Annotated in this window: 16 protein-coding genes and 1 pseudogene; 7 read left to right on the forward strand and 10 right to left on the reverse strand. The window is 47.8% G+C overall.

From position 1 onward, the window contains the following. The first annotated feature begins 17 nt into the window (after positions 1 to 17). Positions 18 to 203, forward strand: a complete 186-nt coding sequence (locus tag KME11_06950; protein MBW4514947.1) for a hypothetical protein — start codon at positions 18 to 20, stop codon at positions 201 to 203. 6 nt (positions 204 to 209) lie between these two features. Here KME11_06950 and KME11_06955 read toward each other — a convergent pair whose 3' ends face one another. Beyond that, on the reverse strand, positions 210 to 437 hold the full coding sequence (locus KME11_06955; GenBank protein MBW4514948.1) for a hypothetical protein: 228 nt from the start codon (positions 435 to 437) through the stop codon (positions 210 to 212). A gap of 278 nt (positions 438 to 715) precedes the next feature. On the opposite strand from KME11_06955, the gene KME11_06960 reads away from it, so the two are divergent. After that, positions 716 to 940, forward strand: coding sequence for a hypothetical protein (locus KME11_06960; GenBank protein ID MBW4514949.1), 225 nt, complete (start codon positions 716 to 718; stop codon positions 938 to 940). 253 nt (positions 941 to 1193) lie between these two features. On the opposite strand, the gene KME11_06965 is transcribed toward KME11_06960, so the two are convergent. From KME11_06965 to gloA, 4 genes are all read right to left on the reverse strand, one after another. After that, a complete protein-coding gene (locus KME11_06965) occupies positions 1194 to 1379 on the reverse strand; it encodes a hypothetical protein (GenBank protein ID MBW4514950.1) in 186 nt (61 codons plus the stop codon). Positions 1380 to 1414: 35 nt separating this feature from the next. After that, positions 1415 to 1639, reverse strand: a complete 225-nt coding sequence (locus KME11_06970) for a type II toxin-antitoxin system HicA family toxin (GenBank protein MBW4514951.1) — start codon at positions 1637 to 1639, stop codon at positions 1415 to 1417. Continuing rightward, complete coding sequence (locus KME11_06975) at positions 1632 to 1856, reverse strand: type II toxin-antitoxin system HicB family antitoxin (GenBank protein ID MBW4514952.1); 225 nt, start codon at positions 1854 to 1856, stop codon at positions 1632 to 1634. Before KME11_06975 ends, KME11_06970 begins: the two co-directional genes overlap by 8 nt. Positions 1857 to 1969: 113 nt before the next feature. After that, positions 1970 to 2365, reverse strand: coding sequence for a lactoylglutathione lyase (gene gloA / locus KME11_06980; GenBank protein MBW4514953.1), 396 nt, complete (start codon positions 2363 to 2365; stop codon positions 1970 to 1972). Between the two features lie 97 nt (positions 2366 to 2462). Between gloA and eno the strand changes: the two genes are divergently transcribed. Next, positions 2463 to 3752 (forward strand): phosphopyruvate hydratase, encoded by a 1290-nt coding sequence (gene eno / locus KME11_06985; GenBank protein ID MBW4514954.1) that lies wholly within the window; start codon positions 2463 to 2465, stop codon positions 3750 to 3752. A gap of 41 nt (positions 3753 to 3793) precedes the next feature. Further along, positions 3794 to 4681 carry a tRNA pseudouridine(55) synthase TruB gene (truB, locus tag KME11_06990; protein ID MBW4514955.1) on the forward strand — a complete coding sequence of 296 codons (888 nt, stop codon included), beginning with the start codon at positions 3794 to 3796 and terminating at the stop codon, positions 4679 to 4681. 203 nt (positions 4682 to 4884) lie between these two features. On the opposite strand, the pseudogene KME11_06995 reads toward truB, so the two are convergent. Together KME11_06995 and KME11_07000 are read right to left on the reverse strand one after the other, a co-directional pair. Next, positions 4885 to 5485 (reverse strand): annotated as a pseudogene (locus tag KME11_06995) (Uma2 family endonuclease). A gap of 56 nt (positions 5486 to 5541) precedes the next feature. Further along, positions 5542 to 6873 (reverse strand): family 10 glycosylhydrolase, encoded by a 1332-nt coding sequence (locus tag KME11_07000; protein MBW4514956.1) that lies wholly within the window; start codon positions 6871 to 6873, stop codon positions 5542 to 5544. 478 nt (positions 6874 to 7351) lie between these two features. On the opposite strand from KME11_07000, the gene typA reads away from it, so the two are divergent. After that, positions 7352 to 9145, forward strand: a complete 1794-nt coding sequence (gene typA / locus KME11_07005) for a translational GTPase TypA (protein ID MBW4514957.1) — start codon at positions 7352 to 7354, stop codon at positions 9143 to 9145. Between the two features lie 56 nt (positions 9146 to 9201). Here typA and KME11_07010 read toward each other — a convergent pair whose 3' ends face one another. The 3 genes from KME11_07010 to KME11_07020 all read right to left on the reverse strand — a co-directional run bounded on the left by KME11_07010 (position 9202) and on the right by KME11_07020 (position 12087). After that, the gene (locus tag KME11_07010) at positions 9202 to 9954 is read right to left on the reverse strand and encodes a hypothetical protein (GenBank protein ID MBW4514958.1); all 753 of its coding nucleotides are present in this window, start codon (positions 9952 to 9954) and stop codon (positions 9202 to 9204) included. A 59-nt stretch (positions 9955 to 10013) separates the two neighbouring features. After that, entirely contained in the window at positions 10014 to 11363 is a 1350-nt protein-coding gene (locus KME11_07015) for an AAA family ATPase (GenBank protein MBW4514959.1), read from the reverse strand. 196 nt (positions 11364 to 11559) lie between these two features. After that, positions 11560 to 12087, reverse strand: coding sequence for a DUF937 domain-containing protein (locus KME11_07020; GenBank protein MBW4514960.1), 528 nt, complete (start codon positions 12085 to 12087; stop codon positions 11560 to 11562). Positions 12088 to 12407: 320 nt separating this feature from the next. Between KME11_07020 and psaC the strand changes: the two genes are divergently transcribed. Together psaC and KME11_07030 are read left to right on the forward strand one after the other, a co-directional pair. Further along, a complete protein-coding gene (gene psaC / locus KME11_07025) occupies positions 12408 to 12653 on the forward strand; it encodes a photosystem I iron-sulfur center protein PsaC (GenBank protein MBW4514961.1) in 246 nt (81 codons plus the stop codon). Between the two features lie 101 nt (positions 12654 to 12754). Next, on the forward strand, positions 12755 to 13492 hold the full coding sequence (locus KME11_07030; protein MBW4514962.1) for a DUF554 domain-containing protein: 738 nt from the start codon (positions 12755 to 12757) through the stop codon (positions 13490 to 13492). Positions 13493 to 13548: the final 56 nt, after the last annotated feature.

Consider the following 13548-nt stretch of genomic DNA (forward strand, 5'->3'; position numbering starts at 1 on the left):
TCAGGACTTTTCACATCATGGCACCGAACGTTTTTATTCCTCACACTCCAGCCGAATATGAGCAACTGGTAGAGCTGCTCGATCGCCTCATCGACCAAGTGGGTGAAGATGAAACCCATCCTCTTGCCTCATTAATGGAAGTTTTCGGAGTTTTAATTGAAAACTACGAAACAGAAAATGTGCCTGAATTAAAAGCGTTTTAGCCTAGATTAAGAAGCGAAGCTAGGTAGGGTGATCAATCCGTTTTTAATCCAGCGCGTCAACTGCCGACTTAACCGGAGCAATTCCTCTGCTAAAGCGAGATCAATATCATTCTGCATTGTGTTCAGAGTGGTAATAATCCATTCAGTAAAATGTTGGCACTCCTCCATCACCGCGATCGCTTGTCTCATACAAATCTCATGAATCAGGTCATCCCAAGTTGATCCTTCTGGCAATTTAGCAGTGCCAACATTTACTCTAAAATGCTTGTGTTAATCCTGCCTTTGCCCTTATGCTAATCAACACTGGTTTTGATGCCAGTAAACAGGCTTAAGGTGAGGACGCTGGCTAGAAGTGGTGCAAACACAACTAACCAGCTAACCTGACTTTCTGATAGGAGCAGAAGCCTAGGCTGTGACGATCTTATCGTTTCACCTCGCTAATGTTACAAAGTGGTTTAGGAATGCCACGCCTTAAGCTTTTCATCTCAACCCAACATTAGCGAGGAAATAGCATGAGTACAGAGTTCAATGAACTGCTGCCCGTTCCGCACGGCGACAAAGCGCAGGTGTGGATAGTCGGGACACGAGAGCAGGTAACGCACTTGATCAATGAGTTTTATGTGAAGAAGATAGCGAGCGACCCTTGCGGTATCTGCGGAGCAGCGCGCGTCAGTTTCACGCCCATCATTCCGGCTCCGTTTGCCAGTGGCAAGTACATGAGCGTCTTGGTGCGCTAGACAGAACATCAGGGGCTACGTGTAATCTATGCTGTAGCCCTTGCAATGCGATTGTAAGCTGATGCAATGCCATTGTGACTGGTCAACATTCAATTGCGACCTCTACAATGCCATTGTCACCTTACACACTGCCATTGTGCTTCTTGCAATACGATTGTAAGTTGATGCAATGTGATCGTGAGTTCTACAATGCGATCGCAACCCGACACAATGCAATGTGACTCATTCAGACCAAGCTTCAGACTGGAAAATATCATTCTGCCCAAGAAGTACTTGAAATTGCCCTGCGGCTGTTAGATAAATGCGATCGCGCTGATGCTGAATGGGTGGAAGAAGTGCGAGAAAAAATTAATGGGGCGATCGAAATATCAACCCATACGTCGACCATTGATGTGAAACGTTTATCAACCGTATTCTGGAACGGTTCCAGCAACTCCATCAGGCATGGGTCGCTACGTCATCAAGCGATCGCCGCTAATGCACCTCGAACAATGCTCTCTGCAATCCCGACTGACGGATGATGGATTGCAACGTACCAATCCGAATCTCTGAATAATTGGGTACAGGCACAGTAATCGTTGAATCTTCCGTTCGCTTTTGCATGATGATGTGGCTCCCACGCTGCCGCACTAGAACAAAATTATTCTGCTCAAGAATGGAACAAACTTGCTGGGCAGACAAAACTCGCAGCCTACCCAACGTTCACCTCAAGGTTAGTCACAAACACTTCGCCATGTAATCTATTTTTTACTTCAGTGCTGTCAGCCGTTTCAAAAAATAATTCAAGCGCTTCGATCAAATTTTTTCGCGCATCTTCAACTGTCTCTCCCTGACTAGCAATATCAAGCTGCGGACAGAACGAAACATATCCGTTTCCTTCGCGTTCGATAATTGCAGTGAACTGCTGACTACGCATTTTTAACACCTACCTACTCATACGTTGATTAGCCGACCTAAAGCGATCAAATTTGGTACAGGACGTGAAATAGAATATTCTCTACAATGCTTGGATTACATCATCTGGTTCCGTCATTGTCCAGGCTTTTTAAGCTGAATTAATTCCACTTTGTAACCATCCGGGTCTTCCACAAACGCAATTACTGTTGAGCCATGTTTCATTGGGCCAGGATCGCGGGTTATCTTGCCACCCTGAACGCGAATCATCGCACAGGTGCCGTAAATATCATCCACTCCCAAGGCAATATGTCCGTAAGCATTGCCCAAATCGTATTTTTCTACACCCCAGTTATAAGTCAACTCAATCACAGCATTATCCGACTCATCGCCATAGCCCACAAATGCCAGCGTAAACTCGCCAGCCGGATATTCTTTTTGGCGCAACAGCTTCATGCCCAGCACCTCACAGTAGAACTTAAGAGACTGGTCTAAGTCACCAACTCGCAACATTGTGTGCAGTAATCGCATCGTGTGATTCTCCAGTTTTACCCTTCTAATGATATAAGGATTGAGTGATATTAAGGATCAGGACAGTTCGGTGATTAACCCTGTAAGAGGAAGAGCAATGATGGATGCACTCGATACTGCCATTGAAGCGATCGAAGCCAGAGAAATCTTAGATTCGCGGGGACGACCCACGATCGAGGCTGAGGTTTATTTAGCAAATGGTGCCGTTGGTTTAGCTCAAGTACCTAGTGGCGCATCGACGGGAACTTTTGAAGCGCACGAATTGCGTGATGGAGATGCCCGGCGCTATGGTGGCAAAGGAGTTCTTCGGGCAGTTGTCAATGTGGATGAAAAAATTACGCCCAAGCTCAAGGGCATGGACGCGCTGAATCAAGGGTTGATCGATGCCACCATGATTGCGATCGATGGTTCTCCTAACAAGTCTAATTTAGGTGCAAATGCCATTTTGGGCGTGTCATTGGCAACGGCAAAGGCAGCCGCGAATGCCTTAGATTTACCGCTATATCGCTATTTGGGCGGTCCTTTGGCGAACCTTTTGCCAGTGCCGTTGATGAATGTGATTAATGGCGGCGCTCATGCCGATAACAATGTGGATATTCAGGAGTTCATGATTGTGCCTGTGGGTGCATCAAGCTTTAGTGAAGCGTTGCGCTGGGGTGCAGAAGTCTTTAGCAGCCTCAGTTCGGTGTTAAAGGATAAGGGTTTGTTGACGGGTGTAGGCGATGAAGGCGGCTTTGCACCTAACCTGAAGTCGAATCAGGCGGCGTTGGATTTGTTGATGACAGCGATCGAGCAAGCGGGCTATCGTCCGGGAGAAGATATAGCATTAGCGCTGGATGTGGCTGCCAATGAGATCTTAAAAGATGGACAATATGTTTATGATGGGTCGGCACATGCTCCGGGTGAGATGGTTGATTATTTGGTGAGTTTGACCAATCAGTACCCGATCGTTTCCATTGAGGACGGTTTGGCTGAGGAAGATTGGGAGAATTGGCAGATATTGACCGAGGAATTGGGCAACCGGATTCAGCTTGTGGGCGATGACCTGTTTGTCACTAACATTACCCGCTTAAAGCGAGGCATTGAGATGGTGGCTGGCAACTCGATTTTGATTAAGCTCAACCAAATCGGTTCTCTGACTGAAACCCTGGAAACCATTGATATGGCTCAACGCAACGCCTACACGGCGGTCATCAGTCACCGCTCTGGCGAAACAGAAGATACCACGATCGCCGATCTCTCCGTTGCAACTCGTGCCGGACAAATTAAAACGGGTTCGCTTTGCCGCAGTGAGCGAGTGGCTAAATACAACCGTTTGTTGCGCATTGAGGCAGAACTGGGCAAGCAAGCGATTTATGCAGGTGCCGCAGGTTTAGGGCCCACCTAAATCGAAAGTCCAAGGTTTTCCAGGCTCTCATCCAGGCGCTCATGAACGGTTTTCTCAATCTGAATAAGCCCTTCGGACTCACCTCCCACGACTGCGTGGCACGGGTACGAAGGTTGCTACACCTTAAACGAGTGGGGCACGGCGGCACGCTTGATCCAGCGGCGATCGGGGTTTTGCCGATCGCTGTCGGTCGGGCAACTCGCCTGCTGCAATATCTGTCGCACGATAAGGCATATCGGGCGACGGTGCGGTTTGGGGTGCGAACGGCAACGGATGACATGGCGGGAGAAGTGCTGGCGGCTGATCCCTGCCCGCATTTGACCTTGCCCGAAGTGCAGAAGTTTCGGCCCCAGTTTCTCGGTAAAATCCAGCAAATTCCGCCCAGCTACAGCGCCATTCAAGTCGGCGGTAAGCGGCTGTATGAGTTGGCGCGCGCCGGAGAAGCGGTGGAGGCTCCGGTACGAACGGTGGAGATTTTTGATATTGAGATACTGGACTGGCGATCGGGAGATTATCCAGAGTTAGACGTAGCGATCGCGTGTGGTACAGGTACGTATATTCGGGCGATCGCGCGGGATTGGGGCGATATGCTGGGCTTGGGCGGTACGCTGTCGGCATTAGAGCGGACTCTTAGCAGTGGGTTTGCTCTGCCCCATAGTTTGACATTAGAAAGTTTGGCTGAGCAAATAGAAATGGGAACGTTTGAGGCGATCGCGCCTGACCTGGCATTGCAACATATCCCGCAATTAACTCTGGGGGCAGAAGTTTCAAAACGCTGGTGCCAGGGTCAAAAGATTGCAAGTGATGGCTCCATTAATCTAGGCTTCTACCAAGTTCGTCATGAAGACGGAAATTTTCTGGGAATTGGGGAACAGGTTGAAGCTGGGGAAGAACTTTTACTAATTCCTAAAATGGTATGGGCGGAATAAGGCACTGCTTTCTCCGCGCCTGCCACTGCGCTGACTGCGCATCCAACATCGCTGATGCAACAGACCCAACAGTTCGCCTTCGTTCTTAACTCCAAGGCAACTCTGCACCTTAATGCCTTGATGGGTTCCTTGATAGATGAAGCCTAATCCCATGCTGTGCATCAATGGCTGTCGTAACCCTCGCAATGACAATGTCACCTCAGTCACTCCAGCAAATTCTTTAGCAATAGCACAAATTCAGGCAATACCTCTTCCCCAGAAAGCGTCGTAGGGGGCTGTCAGTACCTCAACGGGTTTGCCGAGGCGATAAATTTCCACTTGCTGATCTTGAGGATTGAGTATCCACCCCAAACGCACCCCATTAGCGATATATTCCTGCATTTTCTGCTGCGCTTCCTCCAGATCATCAGTACGAGAACAGAGTTCTACTACAAAATCAGGAGCTATAGGGGGAAAGCGTTCCTTTTCTCTGGCAGTGAGGGTTTCCCAGCGATCGCGCCTTATCCAGGCGGCATCAGGAGCGCGGGTTGCGCCATTGGGCAATTTAAATGCAGTAGACGAGTCAAATCCTAAGCCTGTTCCGTCTTCCTCAACCCACAACCAAAGCTGTCCTAAAAGACTAAAATTACGATTCCCTGTCTCTCCCCCAGTTGGCGGCATAATAATTAGTTCTCCCTTTGCTGTTTGCTCAAACTGGAGTGCTGTTTGCTCAAACTGGAGGTCTGGATTGTTCCGACAAAGTTCGTAAAACTGATCATCGGTGAGATCAATAGTCGGTTTCAAGCTCACAGTTAAGGCAGTCATACCATGCCTCCAAAGGATATGTGGACAGCTTGATTTTATCGTTAGAAGCGAGAAGTTTAGTTATCGCTTGGACGGTTCGATCGCTCCCGCCTTACTCTTTCTACTCTCTCTAGCTGGCTAGATTCTGGCTGGCTAGATTCTGGAGGAGCCGCAATGCGAGTGAGCGAAACTCTGCCAGGACGATCGGCTGAACCAATGAGCATCGCTTGAAAAGCATCATCCCGATCGCCCAACGACTCATAAAAGAAAAAGGAGAAGCCTGAGAAACGGCGATCGCGGGCAGTTTGCACCTGTTTCTGAATTTGGCTAATGTCAATGTTCATTACCCGCAGCCCCGTCAAAATGCCCACGCTTACCGGAATGCGCCGCCGAATACTGACCATTTCAGGGCGGTTAAAATCTGCTAGCTCATACAAATATCGGCTGAAATCATTGCGATAAACTTGCACAATTAGCTCATCAACAAACCCCAACCGTGCCCAGCTTGCCCAGTCTTGTAGGAACATCTCGTAAGAAAACTCCCTCGGATTGGGAGACACCGAAACGATGCAATTGGGCTTGCGTGTTTTGATTCCTGAGTAAATTGTCAGCATCAGATCAGTCACCTTGCTGGCACGCCACCGCATCCAAGCCTTATTTTTGGGATCAGCCGGTGGTGCTTTGCCTTGGTGTTCCTTTTTATAAAGCTCTATCGTGTAATCGTCGTAGCCCAACTCTACTGGCATGCCAAAGTGATCATCAAGCTGAACACCATCGACATCGTACTTTTGAACCACCTCAATCATCATGTCTCGAATAAAGTCCTGAACGTCTGGATGCGCAGGGTTAAGCCACACCATTTGCTTGCTGTGCATGGTGTAAATTTGGCTCCCGTCTTTGCGTTTGCCAATCCAATTCGGGTGCTGTCTCACCAGTTCCGACTCTGCCGGAGCCATTAACCCAAATTCAAACCAGGGAATAACTGTCAAGTTTTTTTTGTGCCCTAGTTCGATCGCCTCCTTCAAAACGTCTCGTCCCTCCAATCTAGGGTCGGGGTCAAGCTTAATGCCCGTTACCCGTTCTGCAACTTCGCTCGGATAAAGGGTGTAGCCCTCATTCCACACCGTAGGATAAATAGTGTTGAACTTGAGGCTTTCGAGACGCTCAATACCTTGCTTAAGATTGCGTTTAGAAAATAAAACGTCGCTGTCTACGTCAGTAAGCCACACGCCTCTGAGTTCTGAGACTGGAAGATTTGAAGCCTCTTGAGCGATCGCCGCCAGTGGCAAGTGAACTATGAGAGCAACAGCTAGACCTGTGATCACGAGCATGAGCCGCCTTGAGATGCCTGTAAGGAAGCCTTCTCTGCCCCAAATCCCGATTCTTGATAAAGTTTTTTGACTCCCCATACCTCAGACTGCCATGCCTCCCGAAATTCAAAAGCCAATGCTTTTATGTTCTTCGGCATAAGATATGTCATTTCTGAGCCATTTTTTTATTTTTTTATTCTACAGCTTAGGTTTTAAAGTAGCCTTTAGTCCTCAGAGGATGTCTGAGAAGTCTAGATTGCTGTCCGATCCGCCCCCTAAATCCCCCATTTTGGGGGACTTTGAAGGAGCATTGGTTCGGAAGTCCCCCAAAATGGGGGTTGGGGGGCGAGTGTAAGAATCTTTGATACTTCTCAGACATCCTCTCAAGCCTCTAATTAATCGATTCTGTCGGAATAAACTCACACGAGTTGTCAAGTCCTACGCTAGAATTATTGAGGCTTCTTAACTAAAATCCTTAATTAAGTTTAAAGAAATCAACCTGCAAGGGATGCCTTGTATCGATCTCGGAAGCCAGTACCCATTTAGACTTTTTGTCCCCTACGCTGGAACCATTCTTATGACTCTGCCTATTCGCAATGTTGCCATCATTGCCCACGTTGACCACGGCAAAACAACTCTGGTTGATGCACTGTTGAAACAATCCGGCACATTTCGAGAGGGCGAAGAGGTTCCGATCTGTGTAATGGATTCCAATACCCTGGAGCGAGAACGGGGCATTACTATTTTGTCTAAGAACACTGCCGTTAACTATGGTGACACCTTAATTAACATTGTAGATACCCCCGGACACGCCGATTTTGGTGGCGAAGTGGAACGGGTTTTGGGCATGGTAGACGGCTGCATCTTAATCGTCGATGCGAACGAAGGTCCTATGCCTCAGACTCGCTTTGTCCTTAAAAAAGCGTTAGAAAAAGGCTTACGTCCCATCGTAGTAGTCAACAAAATCGATCGCCCCCAAGCCGACCCTCACGGAGCCGTTGATAAGGTTCTTGACTTGTTCTTAGAGCTAGGCGCAGATGATGCTCAGTGCGAGTTCCCTTACCTGTTTGCATCGGGCTTGGCGGGCTACTCCAAGGATCGGATGGATGAAGAAGGAACGGACATGAAGCCCATGTTCAACGCCATTCTTAACCATGTACCGCCTCCGGTGGGCGATCCGCTGAAGCCTTTGCAGTTGCAAGTGACAACGCTAGATTACTCTGATTACTTGGGGCGAATTGTCATTGGGAGAATTCACAATGGCGAAATTAGAATGGGTCAGCAGGCGGCGCTGGTGACTGAAACAGGGGCGATCGTTAAAGCCAGAGTTACAAAGCTACTGGGTTTCAAAGGTTTGAACCGAATCGAAATTGAGTCAGCCACGGCTGGCAACATTATTGCAGTTGCAGGTTTTGCTGACGCTAACATTGGCGAAACTATTACTGACCCTAACAATCCTCAAGCCTTGCCGCTGATTAAGGTGGATGAGCCAACGTTGCAGATGACTTTCTTAGTAAATGATTCGCCGTTTGCGGGTCAGGAAGGTAAGTTTGTCACGTCGCGGCAGTTGCGCGATCGCCTGTTCCGTGAGCTAGAAACCAACGTTGCGCTGCGAGTGGAAGAAGCCGATTCTCCCGATCGCTTTTCTGTGGCAGGTCGAGGTGAACTACACCTGGGTATTTTGATTGAAACTATGCGCCGTGAAGGCTACGAGTTCCAAGTTTCCCAACCCAAGGTCATTTACCGCGAAGTCAGTGGTCAACCCTGCGAACCCTTCGAGCAACTCGTTCTTGATGTGCCCGAAGATAGCGTCGGCGGCTGTATTGAGCGATTGGGTCAACGCAAAGGCGAAATGCAAGACATGCAGGTCAGTGCCAACGGCGGTCGCACCCAGCTAGAGTTTATTATTGCAGCACGGGGCTTGATTGGTTTCCGGGGTGAGTTCATGCGCTTAACCCGTGGTGACGGCATCATGAACCACAGCTTCCTCGACTATCGACCCATTACTGCTGCGATCGATGCTCGTCGGAATGGGGTGCTAATTTCTTTTGAAGAAGGCACTTCGACTGCTTACTCCATGAAGAATGCTGAAGATCGAGGTGCATTCTTTATCTCTCCTGGAACCAAGGTCTACAAGGGCATGATTGTGGGCGAACATAACCGCCAGCAAGACCTGGAGATCAACATTTGTAAGTCTAAGCAACTTACAAACCACCGCGCATCGGGCGGTGAAGAGCTAGTGCAGCTTCAAACTCCGATCGATATGGGTCTGGAGCGGGCGCTGGAGTACATTGGACCAGATGAGCTTTTAGAAGTTACCCCAGATTCTATTCGTTTGCGAAAGATGTCTAAGAAACTAGTTAAGCGTTAGAAATTCCTAGCTTAATTAAATTTAAGGGGTGGGCAATGCTCACCCTTTTTTCTTAGCTAATTCCAGCGATCGATTACTTCTAGCATTTTTGCTTCGGATAAAAGGCTCTCTCCCCGAATTGCCTCTAAAACCTCTGCAAAGCTTCTAAACTTTTGCTCAGGGTTTTTTTGTTTGAAAGCTTGCAGCTTTTGAACAATTTTTTGAGGCTTTTTGCCGCCTAAAAATGCAATTTTACTGGTCGTGTCGCGGGCGATCGCGGGTTCTAAGATTCGATTAAAGGCTTCAAGTGGTAGAACAGACTGCGGAAGTTTTGTATCGCTCTCGTTTTTCTCATGAGCTTCTCTTTCTGTTGATAAATCGCGCTTTAGTTCTAGAAAATCAGCTTTAAGCTGATCAATCGCCTTAAGCATTTGCTCAGAAGTTTGCGTTACTTGACCCTCTAGATTGCCTAGTTTAAGGTCTGTATCCCCAGAACCGCCCCCAGACACTTGACGAATTTTTTCTGTAACTTCTAGCTGACCGCGAATGTCATCCTCATTTTTGGCATCCATGATGAACACCATCAGTTGCTCAGGAAGTTCCTCATCTAATTCTCGTGCTTTGAGATACGCGTAGTAAGTCAAGTGTTCTGAAACAAGTTCGTATTCGTCAATGCCAAGCGATCGCACTACTGGAATATGAATCGAAGCTTCTAGATGCAAGATTTTCCGTGCTAAAGCTTCGATTTCTGTTGCGTGCGATTCGGGTTCAAAGTCAGAGTCAGGAACTCTAATACTCTCTAAGTCAACAATGGAAGTGAACAATGCCATAGACTAACACCTCGGAAATCTAGTTCTTTCTACTTGCCTCTCATTGTTCAGACAATAGTTCAAGATTGGATTAAGCTCAGCACTTCTTGTGCTAGTTCTTCAAACTCTTCTGCGGCTTGAGAATTTGGTTTGTAGTCCAAAATTGAGGTTGGATTCGGAATCTCCAAATCACCGATCTCTATAGACTGCTCCACGGCTGCGGACGTATCACGGCGCTCGAAAATTCTTGATTTAAGCAGTGAGAACCCATACTGTGAACTGACGATGGCTTCCATTTTTGGTAAAGTGTATTCTACAAACTTAGCGGCAGTGCTGATCTTAGAAGGCAGTACTCCTAATATTTCTAAAGCACTCCGACCCATCGACTCTCGAAACTCGTTAACATCAGTCACGAACCGCCATACATTCCGAAGTCCTTCATTAGCAAAAGGGCGTAAATCAGAAGGAATGAGCAGATAATCTGCGGAAATCAGCGCAATTCGGGCATAGAGATTTAGGGATGGTGGTGTGTCAATTAAAACAATATCGTAGGAGTTTTCTACATCTTTAAGCTTCTTAACCAAACGAGTTAATGCCGCTGGAAGTTGAATTAGCTCCTGCTCATGCTCCATGAAGTCAATATGGCTGGGAAGTACATCAAAAGGAGGAGTTGTAAAATCTGAGCGCCGGACAACTTCGTGAATCGGGAATTTGTTCTTCTCAACAATGACGTGATAGACGTAGTTACTTTTGATCGTATCGCTCAACTCGTCTTGGAACTTTACCAGCCCAGTTGCGAACGTAGTGTTTGCTTGGCTGTCCAAGTCAATTACTAGTACTCGCTTTTTCTGTTTACTTAAAGCGGCGGCTAGGTTAACGACCGTAGTAGTTTTGCCAACGCCACCTTTGTTGTGATAAATCGCGATCGTTTTCATGGGTTGCTTTTCCTGCTGTTTTGAAATGGGAAAATCTGAGGGCGAAGGCAGCGGCTTTTGCTGTAAAGCTTGTCTGCCAACTAATGCTTGTAGTTCATCAATTCGCTGAGGAACTTCCTGTCCTAAAATTTGTAGCCGTAGATGCAATCCTTCTGAGGTGCGCTCATAGATTCTGATTTGCCGACCGTTGGTTAACAAGCCATAACGCACATTTAATTCATCAAGGTAACGGCGAAACTTCCGAACATGGTGCGACAGGTTTTGCTTAGGATGCTTTGCCTCAATGACGACCATCAGATGACCGTTCCAGCCGAACAGCGTGGAAGCAATCGCCAAAAAATCTAAGCGAATATTTTCAAACGTAACTTCTTGATGCCAAGTTTCCGGCGGGTAGCCTAAAGCAGGCAACAAATACTGAACAATAAATTTACTCTCAACCTCCGACTCATTTCTACAGTTCTCTGGATCATAGAAACTAGGCAAGGGTTGAAACATTTCAGGTTCAGCGTCTCATCAGGTAAGCTCGACCCTCAGTGTACCCGTACTTTACTAAGCTATAGCTTGAGGATGCTATGAAGAATCTCTTAACTTATATAAAGTTAGTCCTCTAAAAACTTCCAATAATTATGGGGTAAGGCGATCGCCTTACCCCACACTTGCGCTTAACACGCTTCATAGGTACTAGACAAACCTATCGCATGAACCTGCCAGCGATCGACATTAGATCCCCTAAATCAGTATCTCCATCCTGATCGCCATCCAAGAAAGCATTTAATAAGGGATTTCCACCACTCGCACCCGGCGCACCACCCTGGGTCATAGCTCCAGATTGCAACATACTCATAATTACAGGAATTAAAGCAGGCAGCATCGCCTGAATGGTGTTGGCATTAACGCCCGATTGCTGTGACACCGACTGAACCACCTGCTGCTGATTGCCGCCAAAAATTGCATTCAGCGCTCCTGCACTAGGGGCTGTGCCGCTCAGTTGACTCACCATTGATGCGACTCCGTCTGCGCCATTGGTCTGCTGTTGCTGCTGCAAAGCCATTTTGACATGACCGCCCAGCGCCGATAACACCGACTGGGTTGCAGATGGAGCAACGCCCTGATTTCCAGATATTTGTTGAACTGCATTGAAAATAGCGCCAAGCTGGTCAGGGTTAGCTTGCTGGTTAGGATTGCTGACTGCACCCATGAGTTGATCTAAAAGTCCCATGATTTATTTTTTCCTTTTGCTTTGAGATCTTGGTCTTAGTCCGAACCTATCAAAAATTAACTAGAAACTAACAGACGAGTCTAATGAATCATGTAACCCGAAAGTTAGAGGATTTTGAGGCAACCCACCGAAAATCTTAAGACTTTTGGATATTACGAACTTTAAAGTTTTGCAAGCATTCTCAGAACTGCGTAAAAGCACTACTGTAAACTGGTTTCGATTGGAGAACTCAGGGTGCGGTTTATTGTGGGAATTTAGCATCTTGTGTGAGTTCCAGCAGTAAAGCCGTACACATCAAATAGTTTGGAGCCACTATATCAATGTCTCATTCAGTCAAAATCTACGATACCTGTATTGGATGCACCCAGTGCGTTCGTGCTTGCCCTACTGACGTTCTGGAGATGGTTCCTTGGGACGGCTGCAAGGCTGCACAGATTGCTTCTTCGCCTCGCACAGAAGACTGTGTAGGCTGCAAGCGGTGCGAAACAGCTTGCCCAACCGACTTCCTCAGCATCCGGGTTTACCTGGGCGCAGAAACCACCCGTAGCATGGGTCTGGCTTACTAGGATGGCGAATTAGGGCGCTTGATCTAAGCGTCTTTTTATAATAAAGCGGGGGAGTTCCCCTGCTTTTTTTTGTGAGCCATTCTCTTTATCTATGAATAAACATGACGCTTGATTTTTTGGGTAAAACCAGCGGAACGTGGATTAATGTCGCGACAATTCTAGTCGGTACGGGGCTGGGGTTAGGAGTGCGGGGGCGGCTGCCAGAGAAGATGCAGCAGGTCATTACTCAAGGGGTGGGGCTGACGGTAATGGTGGTGGGAATTGGCATGGCAAATAGCTTGGGGAAGGTGCAGGTAGGGCGCTGGGATGGGGTGATTTTGGGGATGGTGGCGATGGTAGTAGGAGGATTATTAGGAGAATGGTGGCGGCTAGAAGAGCGGTTAGAGGCGATCGGGCATTGGCTCAAACGAAGGTTTAAGGGCGAGGGCGGATTTACCGAGGGGTTTGTAACCGCGAGTTTGCTGTTCTGCATCGGACCGATGGCAGTAATTGGTAGCCTGAGTAATGGGTTAACCGGAGATAACACGGTGCTGGTGCTCAAGTCGGCAATTGACGGGTTGGCAGCGATCGCCCTGACCAGCAGCTTTGGCATAGGAGTCGGTTTTTCCAGCCTGCCGATTCTGCTTTATCAAGGTGGGCTTTCCCTCACTTCAGGGCTTTTAACCTTGCCCAATCCGGCTACGGCTCCACCTGTAATTTTGATTACGGGAGTCGGCGGATTAATCATTGTAGGCACCGGATTAAACTTGCTAGCCGTCACGAAAATTCGGCTAGCGTCCTTCTTGCCAGCTCTAGCGATCGCCCTGATGCTCTACTGGTTAACCGATCGATTGACTTAGGGACTTTACTTGAACACCACGGTAAAATAAGCGCTATTAGAGGGCAGAGCCACTGA

Source organism: Timaviella obliquedivisa GSE-PSE-MK23-08B (assembly GCA_019358855.1).
Classification (GTDB): domain Bacteria; phylum Cyanobacteriota; class Cyanobacteriia; order Elainellales; family Elainellaceae; genus Timaviella; species Timaviella obliquedivisa.

Excerpts from the sequence above, each read along its gene's own strand:
- KME11_06950 (MBW4514947.1), top strand. The coding sequence starts at position 18 with ATGGCACCGAACGTTTTTATTCCTCACACTCCAGCCGAATATGAGCAA.
- KME11_06960 (MBW4514949.1), top strand. The coding sequence starts at position 716 with ATGAGTACAGAGTTCAATGAACTGCTGCCCGTTCCGCACGGCGACAAA.
- KME11_06965 (MBW4514950.1), bottom strand. The coding sequence starts at position 1,379 with ATGGAGTTGCTGGAACCGTTCCAGAATACGGTTGATAAACGTTTCACA.
- KME11_06975 (MBW4514952.1), bottom strand. The coding sequence starts at position 1,856 with ATGCGTAGTCAGCAGTTCACTGCAATTATCGAACGCGAAGGAAACGGA.
- gloA (MBW4514953.1), bottom strand. The coding sequence starts at position 2,365 with ATGCGATTACTGCACACAATGTTGCGAGTTGGTGACTTAGACCAGTCT.
- eno (MBW4514954.1), top strand. The coding sequence starts at position 2,463 with ATGATGGATGCACTCGATACTGCCATTGAAGCGATCGAAGCCAGAGAA.
- truB (MBW4514955.1), top strand. The coding sequence starts at position 3,794 with ATGAACGGTTTTCTCAATCTGAATAAGCCCTTCGGACTCACCTCCCAC.
- KME11_07000 (MBW4514956.1), bottom strand. The coding sequence starts at position 6,873 with ATGGGGAGTCAAAAAACTTTATCAAGAATCGGGATTTGGGGCAGAGAA.
- typA (MBW4514957.1), top strand. The coding sequence starts at position 7,352 with ATGACTCTGCCTATTCGCAATGTTGCCATCATTGCCCACGTTGACCAC.
- KME11_07010 (MBW4514958.1), bottom strand. The coding sequence starts at position 9,954 with ATGGCATTGTTCACTTCCATTGTTGACTTAGAGAGTATTAGAGTTCCT.
- KME11_07015 (MBW4514959.1), bottom strand. The coding sequence starts at position 11,363 with ATGTTTCAACCCTTGCCTAGTTTCTATGATCCAGAGAACTGTAGAAAT.
- KME11_07020 (MBW4514960.1), bottom strand. The coding sequence starts at position 12,087 with ATGGGACTTTTAGATCAACTCATGGGTGCAGTCAGCAATCCTAACCAG.
- psaC (MBW4514961.1), top strand. The coding sequence starts at position 12,408 with ATGTCTCATTCAGTCAAAATCTACGATACCTGTATTGGATGCACCCAG.
- KME11_07030 (MBW4514962.1), top strand. The coding sequence starts at position 12,755 with ATGACGCTTGATTTTTTGGGTAAAACCAGCGGAACGTGGATTAATGTC.